Annotated in this window: 10 protein-coding genes; all 10 read left to right on the top strand. The window is 63.3% G+C overall.

Annotated elements, in window-relative coordinates:
• On the top strand, window positions 1-210 hold a 210-nt coding region (rplL, locus tag VNN55_04305; GenBank protein ID HWO56770.1), incomplete at its 5' end, for a 50S ribosomal protein L7/L12.
• Window positions 211-317: 107 nt separating this feature from the next.
• Complete coding sequence (gene rpoB, locus VNN55_04300) at window positions 318-4,094, top strand: DNA-directed RNA polymerase subunit beta (protein HWO56769.1); 3,777 nt, start codon at window positions 318-320, stop codon at window positions 4,092-4,094.
• Window positions 4,095-4,212: 118 nt separating this feature from the next.
• Entirely contained in the window at window positions 4,213-8,304 is a 4,092-nt protein-coding gene (gene rpoC, locus VNN55_04295; protein ID HWO56768.1) for a DNA-directed RNA polymerase subunit beta', read from the top strand.
• Between the two features lie 95 nt (window positions 8,305-8,399).
• Entirely contained in the window at window positions 8,400-8,774 is a 375-nt protein-coding gene (rpsL, locus tag VNN55_04290) for a 30S ribosomal protein S12 (GenBank protein HWO56767.1), read from the top strand.
• A gap of 15 nt (window positions 8,775-8,789) precedes the next feature.
• Entirely contained in the window at window positions 8,790-9,260 is a 471-nt protein-coding gene (rpsG, locus tag VNN55_04285) for a 30S ribosomal protein S7 (protein HWO56766.1), read from the top strand.
• A gap of 261 nt (window positions 9,261-9,521) precedes the next feature.
• Window positions 9,522-11,606, top strand: a complete 2,085-nt coding sequence (gene fusA / locus VNN55_04280) for an elongation factor G (GenBank protein HWO56765.1) — start codon at window positions 9,522-9,524, stop codon at window positions 11,604-11,606.
• Between the two features lie 166 nt (window positions 11,607-11,772).
• Window positions 11,773-12,084, top strand: a complete 312-nt coding sequence (gene rpsJ / locus VNN55_04275) for a 30S ribosomal protein S10 (protein ID HWO56764.1) — start codon at window positions 11,773-11,775, stop codon at window positions 12,082-12,084.
• A gap of 25 nt (window positions 12,085-12,109) precedes the next feature.
• Window positions 12,110-12,742 (top strand): 50S ribosomal protein L3, encoded by a 633-nt coding sequence (rplC, locus tag VNN55_04270; protein ID HWO56763.1) that lies wholly within the window; start codon window positions 12,110-12,112, stop codon window positions 12,740-12,742.
• Between the two features lie 17 nt (window positions 12,743-12,759).
• On the top strand, window positions 12,760-13,392 hold the full coding sequence (gene rplD / locus VNN55_04265; protein ID HWO56762.1) for a 50S ribosomal protein L4: 633 nt from the start codon (window positions 12,760-12,762) through the stop codon (window positions 13,390-13,392).
• On the top strand, window positions 13,389-13,682 hold the full coding sequence (rplW, locus tag VNN55_04260; GenBank protein ID HWO56761.1) for a 50S ribosomal protein L23: 294 nt from the start codon (window positions 13,389-13,391) through the stop codon (window positions 13,680-13,682). The genes rplD and rplW overlap by 4 nt, the downstream gene beginning before the upstream one ends.
• Window positions 13,683-13,686 lie beyond the last annotated feature (4 nt).

The raw sequence follows: 13,686 nt of genomic DNA, 5'->3' as shown, positions 1-13,686 counted from the left end.
ACCGAGTTCAACGTCATCCTCGCCAGCGCCGGCGAAAAGAAGATCAACGTGATCAAGGTCATTCGCGAGATCACCGGCCTCGGTCTGAAGGAAGCCAAGGACCTGGTCGACAACGCGCCCAATCCGGTGAAGGAAAACGTCTCCAAGGAAGAAGCCGAATCCATCCGTGCCAAACTGGTTGAGGTCGGCGCCACTGTCGAGATCAAGTAGCGACCATTGCCGGTTCACAACCTCGACAATGGTCGGGCGCATGCATATCCGCCCCCGCGCGACGCGGGCGTGCGGGTGTGCGTTGTGCCATTTAAGGGAGGCGTCCAGTGATCAATGATGGATCCAACGGCCGGGTGAGTTACGGACGCATCCGCCGCGGTGGCGAGATGCCCAACCTCCTCGACGTGCAGTTGGCGTCGTACGAGGCGTTCCTGCAGCCCAACGTGCCGCCGGAAAAGCGCAAAAACGAAGGCCTGCAGGAGATCTTCGCCCAGGTCTTCCCGATTACCGACGTCCATGAGAATTTCGAGTTGGAATTCAGCTCGTACACGGTCGGGCATCCGCGCTATTCCCTGCAGGAATGCAAAGAGCGCAACATGACTTACGCGGCGCCGCTGAAGGCGACGCTCCGTCTGATCTCCAAGGAGACCGACGCTTCCGGCAACAAGAAGGTCAAGGATGTGCTCGAGCAGGATGTGTTCCTCGGCGAACTGCCGCTGATCACCCCGCGCGGCACCTTTGTCATCAACGGCGCCGAACGCGTTATCGTCAGCCAGCTGCACCGCTCGCCCGGCGTCTTCTTCGACGAGGTGATCCATCCCAACGGCAAGCGGCTCTTCCAGGGACGGATCATTCCGTTCCGCGGCTCCTGGGTCGAGTTCAATCTCGACATCAACGACGTGCTTTTCGTGCACATCGATTCGCGCCGCAAGATTCCGGTCACCACGCTGTTGCGCGCTCTGGGATTGTCGACCGACGAGGAATTGCTGGCGCGCTTCTATCCGATCGAGACGATCGAAGGCGTCGGCCGCAAGTGGGCCAAGGTCCAGGGCCGCATCGCCGCCGAAAGCATCATCGATGAGTCGACCGGCGAGGTGCTCCTGCAGGCCGGCGACGCAATTGGCGATGAACAAATCAAGAAACTCAAGGAATACGACATCGGCGACCTGAAGATCCTGGCCGTCGATCCGCAGGACGATGCTCTGATCATCCCAAACACGCTCCGCAAGGATCCGACCAAGTCGCGCGAGGAGGCGCTGACCAAGATCTACAGTCTCCTGCGCCCGGGCGAGCCGCCCTCGATCGAAGCGGCCGAGGGGCTCTTGGAGCGGCTGTTCTTCAACACCAAGCGGTACGACCTGGGCGAAGTTGGCCGGTACATGGTGAATTCGCGGCTGGGGCTGGATGTCCCGCTCAACCACACCGTCCTGACCCCCAAGGATTTCGAGTCGATCGTCGCCTACCTGATCAAGCTGCGCAACGGCGACGGATTCGTCGACGACATCGACCATCTCGGAAACCGCCGCGCGCGTTCGGTCGGCGAGTTGCTCTCGAACTTGTTTTCCGTCGGATTGTCGCGCATCGCGCGGACCATCCGCGAGCGGCTCAGTCTCAAGGACACCGAGGCGATCACGCCGCACGATCTGGTCAACGCCCGCACCGTCTCGGCGGTGATCGACACCTTTTTCGGATCGTCGCAATTGTCGCAGTTCATGGACCAGACCAATCCGCTGGCGGAACTGACGCACAAGCGGCGCCTCTCGGCCCTCGGCCCCGGCGGTCTGACGCGCGAACGCGCCGCCTTCGAAGTGCGCGACGTGCATCACACCCACTACGGCCGCATGTGCCCGATCGAGACGCCGGAAGGACCGAACATCGGCCTCATCGCCTCGCTGGCGACCTTCGCGCGCATCAACCGTTACGGTTTCCTCGAAACCCCGTACCGCAAGGTCGTCAACGGCGTCGTCACCAACGAGATCGTTTACCTGACCGCCGACGAGGAAGACAAGTACCTGATCGCGCAGGCCAACGAGCCCATTGACGAGAAGGGACGCTTCCTCAATGAGTACGTCCGCGCCCGCCAGCGCAGCGACTTCCCGATGGTCAAACCGCAGGAAGTCGACTACATGGACGTCGCGCCGGAGCAGCTGGTCTCGGTGGCCGCCTCGCTCATTCCTTTCCTCGAACACGATGACGCCAACCGCGCGCTGATGGGTTCGAACATGCAGCGCCAGGCGGTGCCGCTGCTGAAGGCCGAGGCGCCGGTGGTCGGCACGGGCATCGAGGGACGCATCGCCCGCGACGCGGGCGTCGCCATCCTGGCGCTCCACGCCGGAACGGTCGAAGACGTCGACGCCGAGCAGATCGTGATTCGTCCGGCGCGCAAGTCCAGCGCCGGCGAGCTCGGTTTCGAAGGGCCGGACGTGTACGTGATGGCCAAGTACGAGCGCTCCAACCAGGACACCTGCATCCACTACAAGCCGCGCGTCGTGCTCGGCCAAAAAGTGGAAGCCGGCGAGGTAATCGCCGACGGACCCGCGGTCGAAAACGGCGAACTGGCGCTGGGCGCCAATGTGCTCGTCGCCTTCATGCCCTGGCGCGGCTTCAACTATGAGGACGCGATCATCGTTTCGGAGCGTCTGATCCAGACCGACATCTTCACCTCGATTCATATCGAGCAGTTCGAATTGCAGGTCCGCGACACCAAGCGCGGCTCGGAAGAAATCACGCGGGAAATCCCCAACGTCTCCGAAGAGGTTTTGATGAACCTCGACGAGCAGGGCGTGGTCCGCATCGGCGCCGAAGTCGAAGCGGGCGACATCCTCGTCGGCAAGGTGACGCCCAAGGGCGAAACCGAGCTCTCCCCCGAAGAGCGCCTGTTGCGCGCGATCTTCGGCGAGAAGGCCGGCGACGTCAAAGACGCCTCCCTCAAGGCTCCGCCCGGCATGAAGGGCGTGGTCATCAACACCCGCGTTTTCTCGCGCAAGGAACGCACCGAACAGGCGAAGAAGCGCGAAAAGCAGGAGATCACCGGTCTCAAGCGCCGCTTCGGCAAGGAAATCGACGCGATCAAGAAGTTGCGCGATCAGCGCCTCGCCGAATTGCTCGAAGGCCAGACGGCGCTGACCATCCGCTCCGCCGAGGATGATTCGGTTGTCATCAAGGCGGGCGTGAAGTACAAGGCGGAGACATTCACGGCGACCGACTTCTCACAGTGCATCGCGCCGGAGGGCTGGACCGAGGATGTCCGCCTCAACCGCCGCGTTGACAAGCTGCTGCTGGAGGCCGGCGAGATGATCAACCGCCTCAATGAGCAGCTGAACATCGAAATCGAGAAGGTCATCCGCGGCGCCGAATTGCCGCCGGGCGTCAAGCAGCTGGTCAAGGTCGCCGTCGCGGTCAAACGCAAACTGGCCGTCGGCGACAAGATGGCCGGACGCCACGGCAACAAGGGCGTGGTCGCGCGCATCGTCCCTGTTGAGGACATGCCGTGCCTCGAGGATGGCACCCCGATCGACATCATCCTCAACCCGCTGGGCGTACCCTCGCGCATGAACGTGGGGCAGATCCTCGAAACCCACTTGGGCTGGGCCGCCTGGAAACTCGGCATGAAGGTCGCCTGTCCGGTGTTTGACGGCGCCCGCCCCGAGGACATCACGAAGTTGCTGGAGAAGGCCGGCTTGCCGGTCAGCGGGAAGGCGAAGCTGATCGACGGCGTCACCGGCGAACCGTTCGCCGAGGACATCACCGTCGGCATCATCTATATGATGAAGCTGTCGCACCTCGTCGACGACAAGATTCACGCCCGCTCGATCGGGCCGTACTCGCTGGTCACCCAGCAGCCGCTGGGGGGCAAGGCGCAGTTCGGCGGACAGCGCTTCGGGGAAATGGAAGTGTGGGCGCTGGAGGCCTATGGCGCCGCCTACACGCTCCAGGAGATGCTGACGGTCAAGTCCGACGATGTTGCCGGCCGGTCGCGCATCTACGAGGCGATCGTCAAGGGCGAGAATCCGCCCGAACCCGGCATCCCGGAGTCGTTCAACGTGCTGGTCAAGGAACTGCAGGCCCTCGGCCTGGATATCGAGTTGGTGGAAAAAACCTGATGGCAAGACCGGCAGGCGCGCAATGCCCGCCGGTCTGACCGCCCTCGGGTCGACGATGGACCCATGGCTGTCGCGCCCCGCAATGGCGCGGCTTTGATGCGGGAACCAGGGAGGAAACGTGGCTTTCCCGGCGAGAGCGCAAAAACGGCCGTCCGATTTCGCGGCCATCCGCATTCAGCTGGCGTCGCCTGAAACGATCCGCTCGTGGTCGTACGGCGAAGTCACCAAACCGGAGACGATCAATTACCGGTCGTTCAAACCGGAGCGCGATGGTCTGTTCTGCGAACGCATCTTCGGGCCGGTCAAAGACTGGGAGTGCAACTGCGGCAAGTACAAGCGCATCCGCTTCCGCGGCATCGTCTGCGACCGCTGCGGCGTCGAAGTGACGCAGTCCAAGGTCCGCCGTGAACGGATGGGCCACATCGATCTGGCCGTGCCGGTCACGCACATCTGGTATGTCAAGTCCACGCCGTCGCGCATCGGTTATCTCCTCGACCTGTCGATCCGCGATCTGGAGCGTGTCATCTACTACGAGAACTACCTGATGGTCGACCCCGGCGACACGCCGATGCACGAGGGCGAGTTGCTCGATGAGGAAAAGCACCAGGAGCTGGTCGCCGCCGGCCACAAGTTCGAAGCCGGCATGGGCGCTCCCGCCATCGAGGCCGTCCTGCGCCGCATCGACATCGAGGAACTGTCGCTGTCGCTGCGCGCCCAGGTGAAGGTCGAGACCTCCGCCCAGCGCAAAAAGGACACGCTCAAGCGCCTGCGCGTCATCGAGGCCTTCCGCCAGTCGAACAACCGGCCGGAATGGATGATTCTCAAGACGCTGCCGGTCATTCCGCCCGATCTGCGCCCGCTGGTGCCGCTCGAAGGCGGCCGCTTCGCCACCTCCGACCTCAACGATCTCTACCGCCGCGTCATCAACCGCAACAACCGGTTGAAGAAGCTGATCGAGATCAAGGCGCCGGATGTCATTCTCCGCAACGAAAAGCGCATGTTGCAGGAGGCCGTCGACGCCCTGCTGGACAACGGCCGCCGCACGCAGTCGGTCCGCGGGGATTCGCGCCGTCCGCTCAAGTCGCTCTCCGACTTGCTCAAGGGCAAGCAGGGGCGGTTCCGCCAGAACCTGCTCGGCAAGCGCGTCGACTACTCCGGACGCTCCGTGATCGTCGTCGGGCCCGAGCTGAAGCTGCACCAGTGCGGCCTGCCGAAGAACATGGCCATCGAACTCTTCAAGCCCTTCATCATCATGAAGCTGGAAGAGAAGGGGTATGTGCAGACCGTCAAGTCGGCCAAACGCCTGGTCGAACGCGAGCGCCCCGAAGTCTGGGACATCCTCGAAGAGATCATCGACGAGCATCCCGTGCTGCTCAACCGCGCCCCGACACTGCACCGCCTCGGCGTGCAGGCGTTCTACCCGGTGCTGGTCGAGGGCAAGGCGATCCGTCTGCATCCGCTGGTCTGCGCCGCCTTCAACGCCGACTTCGACGGCGACCAGATGGCCGTGCACATCCCGCTGTCCTTCGAGGCGCAGCTGGAAGCCCGGATGCTGATGTTTTCGACCAACAACCTGCTGTCGCCGGCGTCGGGACGTCCGATCGCCACGCCCTCGCAAGACATCGTGCTGGGCTGCTACTACCTGACCAAGGACCGGCCGGGCGTCAAGGGCGAGGGGATGAAGTTCGCCTCGCGCGAAGAGGCGATCATGGCCGAGACTTTCGGCGAGATCGACCTGCATGCCCATATCGAGATCCGTCTCGACGGCCAGCGCATCAAGACCACCTGCGGGCGCGTCATCTTCAACGAGATCCTGCCCAAGGAAATCGGCTACTTCAACGAGGTTGCCACCAAGTCCAAGCTCGAGTCGCTGGTCCTGCGCGTGTTCCGCACATCGGGCCCGCACCGCTGTTCCGAGTTCCTCGACGACCTGAAGAGTCTGGGCTTCTCCTATGCCACCAAGGCGGGGGTCACCGTCGCGATCGCCGACATGATCATCCCGAAGGAGAAGCACGACCTCATCGCCGAGACCCAGAAGGAAGTCAACAAGGTCCAAAAGCAGTACGAGCGCGGCGTCATCACCAACGGCGAGCGCTATAACAAGATCATCGATCTGTGGACGCACACGACCAACGAGATTTCGGAGGTGCTCTTCGAGGGGCTGCGTGATGACCGTGATGGATTCAATCCGGTCTACATGATGGCCGACTCCGGCGCGCGCGGTTCGAAGGAGCAAATTCGCCAGCTGGCGGGCCTGCGCGGCCTGATGGCCAAGCCGCAGAAGAAGATCACCGGCCAGGTCGGTGAAATCATCGAATCGCCGATTCTCTCCAACTTCCGCGAGGGGCTGACGGTGATGGAGTACTTCATCTCCACCCACGGCGCCCGCAAGGGTCTGGCCGACACGGCGCTCAAGACCGCCGACGCCGGTTACCTGACCCGCCGCCTGGTCGACGTCGCCCAGGACGTCATCATCAACGAGATCGACTGCGGTACCATTCTCGGCCTGCAGGTCACCGCGCTGAAGGAGGGCGAAGAAATCATCGAGTCGTTGCAGGATCGCATCCTCGGACGCGTCGCGCTCGATGACATTGTCGACCCGATCAGCGGCGCGGTGCTCTCGCGCGCCGGCGATGAAATCCGCGAGGCGCAGGCCGAGGCGATCGACGACGCCGGCGTCGAGTCGGTCCGTATCCGCTCCGTGCTCACTTGCGAGTCGCGGCAGGGCGTCTGCGCCAAGTGTTACGGACGCAACCTGGCCACCGGACAGATGGTCGATCTGGGCGAGGCGGTCGGCGTCATCGCCGCCCAGTCCATCGGCGAACCGGGCACCCAGCTCACGTTGCGCACCTTCCACATCGGTGGCACGGCGGCCCGTATCGCCGAACAGTCACGCGTCTCCGCCAAAACGGCGGGCACCATCCGTTTCAACAATTTGCGGGTCGTCGAAGGGCCGGACGGCAAGCCGGTGGTCCTCAATCGCGATACCGAACTGCTGGTCATCGACGCCCAGGGGCGCACCCGGTCGCGCTACAACGTGCCCTACGCCTCGGTGCTCAACGTCGCCGAGGGCTCGACAGTGGAGAAGGAACAGATCCTCTTTGAGTGGGATCCGTACACATCAACCATTCTGGCTGAACGCGGCGGCGTGTTGCGCTTCGAAGACATCGTCGACGGTCTGACCGTTCGCGAGGAATTCGACGAGACCACCGGCTTGTCGCAGCGGGTCATCATCGAACCGCGCGAGCGCGGCGACCGCATCCCGCTGCCGAAGATCGTGGTGCTCAACCCGCGCAATCCGACCGAGGTGATCACCGCCATCTCGATTCCGACTGGGGCGCACCTGGTCGTGCACGACGGCGACCACGTCCCGGCCGGTTCGGTGCTGGCCAAGATCCCGCGCGAGATCGCCAAGACACGCGACATCACCGGCGGTCTGCCGCGCGTGGCCGAGCTGTTCGAAGCGCGCCGTCCGCGCGACCCCGCCGTGGTCACCGAAATCGACGGCATCGTCGAATTCGGCAAGATCGTGCGCGGCCAGCAGCAGGTGCTCGTCCACGGCGAAAACGACGAAGTCCACGAGTACCTGATCCCGCACGGCAAGCACATGCACGTGCACAGCAACGACCGTGTCCACGCCGGCGACCGCCTTTGCGAGGGCTCCATCGACCCGCACGATATTCTGCGGATCAAGGGCGTGAACGAGGTGCAGGAGTACCTGGTCAATGAGATCCAGGAGGTCTACCGTCTCCAAGGCGTGAAGATCAATGACAAGCACATCGAGGTGATCGTCCGCCAGATGCTGCAAAAGGTCCGCATCGATTCGCCCGGCGACACCAGCTTCCTCGAGGGTGAAGTGGTCGACAAACACGCCTTCCAGGACGAAAACCAGTCGGTGATGATGGAGGGCGGCGAGCCGGCCACCTTCGAACCCCTGCTTTTGGGCATCACCAAGGCCTCGCTGTCGACCGAGTCGTTCATCTCGGCGGCGTCGTTCCAGGAGACCACCAAGGTGCTGACCGAAGCGGCGGTCTCCGGCAAGACCGACCACCTCAAGGGCCTGAAGGAAAACGTGATCATCGGGCACCTGATCCCGGCCGGCACCGGATTGGAGATCTACCGCTCGGTGGAAATTCCGCCGGAAGAAATGCCTTTCGACGAAGCGGAGTCGTCCGAGTCGGAAGTGGGCCTCTTCGAGGAGAACGCTTAAGGCCCCATTGGGCATTGACTTTAGAATTGGATTTGGTATAATGGCCATTTGCCGCCATACGGTATGACGGCTTTTTGACAACCACGGAGTCTGTTTTGCCGACGATCAGCCAGTTGATTCGCAAAGGGCGCAAGCGCCTCGAAGAGCAGCCGAAGACCCCGGCGCTGAAGGGCAGCCCGCAGAAACGCGGCGTGTGCACCCGCGTGTACACCTCCACCCCGAAGAAGCCGAACTCGGCCCTGCGCAAGGTGGCGCGTGTCCGCCTCACCAACCGCATCGACGTGACCGCCTACATCCCGGGCGAAGGCCACAACCTGCAGGAGCATTCGATTGTGCTCATCCGCGGGGGACGCGTCAAGGACCTGCCGGGTGTCCGCTACCACATCATCCGCGGCACGCTCGATTCGGCCGGAGTCAACGATCGGAAGCGCAGCCGTTCCAAGTACGGAACCAAGAGACCCAAGAAGTAAGATCCAGGAGACGCCATGCCGCGCCGGAAGTCAGTCGCCAAGCGGGAAGTGTTGCCCGATCCCAAGTTCGGGGATGTCACCGTGACCCAGTTCGTCAACGGGCTCATGCAGCGGGGGAAGAAATCGCTGGCCGAGAACATCCTCTATGATTCCTTCGCCATTATCGAGAAGGAAACCCAGCAGCCCGCCTTGGAAGTCTTCAAGAAGGCGATGGACAACGTCAAGCCGATCCTGGAAGTGAAGTCGCGCCGCGTGGGCGGCGCCAACTATCAGGTGCCCGTCGAGGTGCGTCCGGCCCGACGCACCGCGCTGGCCATCCGCTGGCTCATCGGCTTTGCCCGCGAGCGCAAGGAACACTCGATGGCCGAAAAGCTCGCCGGCGAATTGATCGCCGCCTCCAAGAAGGAAGGCTCCGCGATCAAGAAGCGCGAGGACACGCACCGTATGGCGGAAGCCAACAAGGCCTTTGCCCACTTCCGCTGGTAACCGAGAACCCGAGAGGACGTCGACCATCAGACCCGAGTGGATTTCGGCAATCCTGTAGATCCCGGTGTGCCGCGGGGGGAAAGACGGCACAACAGACACGTATGACGATGACGGCCTCGGCAGTGGAGGCCGTCGCCTTGAATCCGACGCATGCCGTACCGACGGAAACGCGCGCCTTAGCTCCAGGATGACCTGGCCGGTGGCACCCCCACCGGACCATGTGAATCCCCGCTCGGCGCCCACGGTCGACGGGGAGTTTTTGTGGCAACATCCGACATCAAAAAGATCCGCAACATCGGCATCGCCGCCCATATCGACGCCGGCAAGACCACCACCACCGAGCGCATCCTCTACTACACGGGGAAGACGCACCGGCTGGGGGAGGTCCACGACGGCGCCGCCACCATGGATTGGATGGAGCAGGAGAAGGAACGCGGCATCACCATCACCTCGGCGGCCACGTCGTGCGCGTGGCGCGATCACGAGATCAACATCATTGACACCCCCGGCCACGTCGACTTCACCGTCGAGGTCGAACGCTCGCTGCGCGTGCTCGACGGCGTCGTCGCGCTCTTCTGCAGCGTCGGCGGCGTGGAGCCGCAATCGGAAACCGTCTGGCGCCAGGCCGACCGCTACCATGTCCCCCGCATCGCCTACGTCAACAAGATGGACCGTGTCGGCGCCGATTTCCTTGGCGCGGTGAAGATGATGCGCGAGCGCCTCGGCGCCAACGCGATCCCGGTGCAGCTGCCCGCCGGCGAGGGGGAACTGTTTACCGGGATCATCGACCTGATCGACATGACGATGCGCATTCACCACGAGGAGACCCACGGCTCAACCTTCGAGGACATCGCGATTCCCGACTCACTCCTGGCGTACGCGAAGGAACACCGCGAGAAGATGCTCGAGGCGGTCGCCGACTACGACGACCACCTGTTGGATAAATTCCTCCACGACCAGCCGATCGAGCACGAGGAAGTGGTGCGCGCCCTGCGCCGCGCCACGATCGACACCAAGATCATGCCGGTGCTCTGCGGCTCATCGTTCAAAAACAAGGGCGTGCAGAAACTGCTGGATGCCGTGATTGAGTTTCTGCCCGCCCCCAACGACCTGCCGCCGGTGAAGGGGTATGTCCCCGGCACCACCGAGGCGACGTTGCAACGCAAGGCGGACGTGTCCGAGCCCTTCGCCGCGCTGGCCTTTAAGATCATGACCGACGCCTACGTCGGTCGTCTGACCTACTTCCGCGTCTACTCCGGCAAAGTCTCCGTTGGCGAGAGCGTGCTCAATTCCACCACCGGCAAGCGCGAGCGCATCGGCCGGCTGATGGTGATGCACGCCAACAAGCGCGAGGAAATCCAGGAGGCCTCGGCCGGCATGATCGTCGCCGCCGTCGGACTCAAGGACACCTCCACCGGACAGACCCTCTGCGACCAGAAGCACCCGATCGAACTCGAACGCATGGTCTTCCCCGAGCCGGTGATTTCGGTGGCGATCGAGCCCAAATCCAAGGCCGATCAGGACCGCCTGACCTCGGCCCTCTCCAAGCTGGCGGAAGAGGACCCGACCTTCCGCATCCGCGTCGATGAAGAGACCGCCCAGACCATCATCTCCGGCATGGGCGAATTGCACCTGGAGATCCTCATCGACCGGATGAAGCGCGAGTTCAACGTGCAGGCCAACGTCGGACGTCCGCAGGTCGCCTACAAGGAGACCATCACCCAGGCGGCCGATGTGAACATGCGCTTCGTGCGCCAGACTGGTGGCCGCGGCCAGTATGCCCACGTGATCATGAAGTTTGAGCCCTCCGGGAATAAGGGCTTCGTCTTCGAGAACGCCGTCATCGGCGGCAACATCCCGCGCGAGTACATCCCGGCCGTCGAAAAAGGCGTTCGCGATGGTCTCGAGCGTGGCGTGTTGGCCGGGTACACCTTGGTCGACATCAAGGCCACCCTGCTCGATGGCTCCTACCACGAGGTCGACTCGTCCGACATGGCCTTCCGGATCGCCGGTTCCATGGCGCTGCAGGAAGCGGCCAAGAAGGCCAAACCGGTCCTCCTGGAGCCGATGATGAACGTCGAGGTGGTCTCGCCGGAAGAGTACATGGGCGATGTGATCGGCGACCTCAGCTCCCGACGGGGCAAAATTCACGGTATCGGCACCCGCGGCGGGGCCAAACTGGTCTCCGCCACCGTGCCGCTGACCGAGATGTTCGGCTATGCCACCCGCCTGCGCTCCCTGTCACAGGGGCGGGCGGTGTACACGATGGAATTCAGCCACTATGAAGAGGTCCCTGCCAAGATGGCGGAGACGATCATGGTGGGGGCCGGCAAGGGGAGAACATGACCGGTCCGGTCGGGTTTGGGCAGGGCGGCCAAATGCCGGCCGGACGGACAAGAGGGAAAAAAGCCCTTGCGGCGCAGGGATAAAACCGTATTTTAGGCGTTCTTTTCGCTTTCGCGGCACGAAAGCACAAACTGTAATGGTTTGCTGAGTTAAGTGGGGTCTGAACTTGAGCATTGGTCCGAAAATTCGCATCCGCCTGAAGGCGTACGATCACCGCGCGCTCGATAAGTCGACGCAGGAGATCGCACGCACCGCCATGCGGACCGGGGCCCGCATCGTCGGGCCGATTCCACTGCCGACGAAGCGCAGCGTGTACACCGTGTTGCGCTCGCCCCACGTGGACAAGAAGTCGCGCGAACAGTTCGAGACGCGCATCCACAAGCGGCTGATCGATATCATCGAGTCCAGCCCGCAGACCGTGGATGCCCTGATGAAGCTCGAGCTGCCGGCCGGTGTGGATGTGGAGATCAAGGTCTGATCGCCTTCGCGATCGGGATAACGCCATGCGTCAAATACTCGGCATCAAACGCGGCATGACCACGCTGTTCCTCGACAACGGCGACACCGTCGGTGTCACCGTCATCGAGGCCGGTCCGTGCCCGGTCGTGCAGGTCAAGACCCGGGACAAGGACGGCTACGAGGCGGTGCAGGTCGGCATCGGCACGATCCGCAAGAATCTGGTCAACAAGCCCCGCGCCGGCCAGTTCGGCGCGCTGGCTCCGACACGCTACCTGCGCGAACTGCGCCTGGCCAACGCCGCCGAATTGAAGGTCGGCGACCTGGTCACGGTCGATCAGTTCAAGGCCGGCGAGCGGGTCGATATCGTGGGTATCTCGCGTGGCCTCGGGTTCCAGGGCGCGGTGCGCCGGCACAAGTTCGGCGGCGGCCCGGTCACCCACGGCCAGTCGGATCGCACCCGCGCGCCGGGATCGGTCGGCGCCTCGTCCTACCCCTCGCGCACCTTCCGCGGACAGCGGATGGCCGGGCGGATGGGCAATGTGCGCGTGACGGAGACCAACCTGCAGGTGGCGGCGGTCCGTCCCGAAGAGAATCTCATCTTCGTGCGCGGCGCGGTCCCCGGGAAGAAGAATTCGCTGGTGATGATTCGCCAGTCACGGAAGCAGCGCAGTTCGTAACGACGGGATTTGAGACGATGTCGGTGAAGGCCTCCAAATATGACGCTTCAGGCGCGGTGATCGGCTCGGTCGATCTCCCGGACGAATTGTTCGGGCGCGATCCGCATGCTCCGGCGCTGCATGCCTACGTCAAGATGTACCTGACCAACCAGCGTCAGGGGACCGCCAAAACCAAGACCCGCCGCGAAGTCTCCGGTGGCGGCATCAAGCCCTGGCGGCAGAAGGGCACCGGACGGGCTCGCGCCGGTTCGATCACGTCGCCAGTCTGGGTGGGCGGCGGCCGCGCCTTCGGGCCGCGACCGCGGCATCATCATGAAGATGTGCCGCGCAAGGTGCGCCGGCTGGCCTTCGTTTCGGCGTTGTCGCTGAAGGCGCAAAACGGCGCCGTCAAAGTCTGGGAACGTCGCGAACTCGACGTCCCCAAGACCAAGGCCGTCGCCGACGCGCTCGGCAAAATCGGTGTCGGTGGCCGCAAGACCCTGCTTTTGGATGAGGGGTTGCTGCCCAATTTCACCAAGTCCTGCCGCAACATCGCCTGGTTGGATCACACGCGGGCCGAGCTGGCCAACGCCTATCAGATCATGAAGGCGCAGGAAGTCATCGTCTCGCCCGAAGCGCTGGCCCGGATGAAGGAGCTGTTTGCCGCATGAAGACCGACGCCCGCGCCATCGTCAAGCGCGCCCTGACCACGGAGAAAAGTGTCATCCTCCGTGAGAACCGGCACTGCTTCGCCTTCGAAGTCGCCGCCGACGCCAACCGGCTCGAAATCAGCCGCGCCATTGAGGAGTTGTTCAAGGTCAAGGTGACCGGTGTGCGCACCATCAACGTGCGCGGCAAGCTCAAGCGCCTCGGGCGCTACGCGGGCAAGCGGCCGGCCTGGAAGAAGGCCTATATCACCATCGCGCCCGAGGGACACATCGAACTGTTCGAGAAGGTCTGATCTT

The sequence above is a fragment of the bacterium genome, assembly GCA_035559435.1.
Lineage (GTDB): Bacteria > Zixibacteria > MSB-5A5 > WJJR01 > WJJR01 > JACQFV01.
This window is presented reverse-complemented; position numbering and strand designations above follow the sequence as displayed.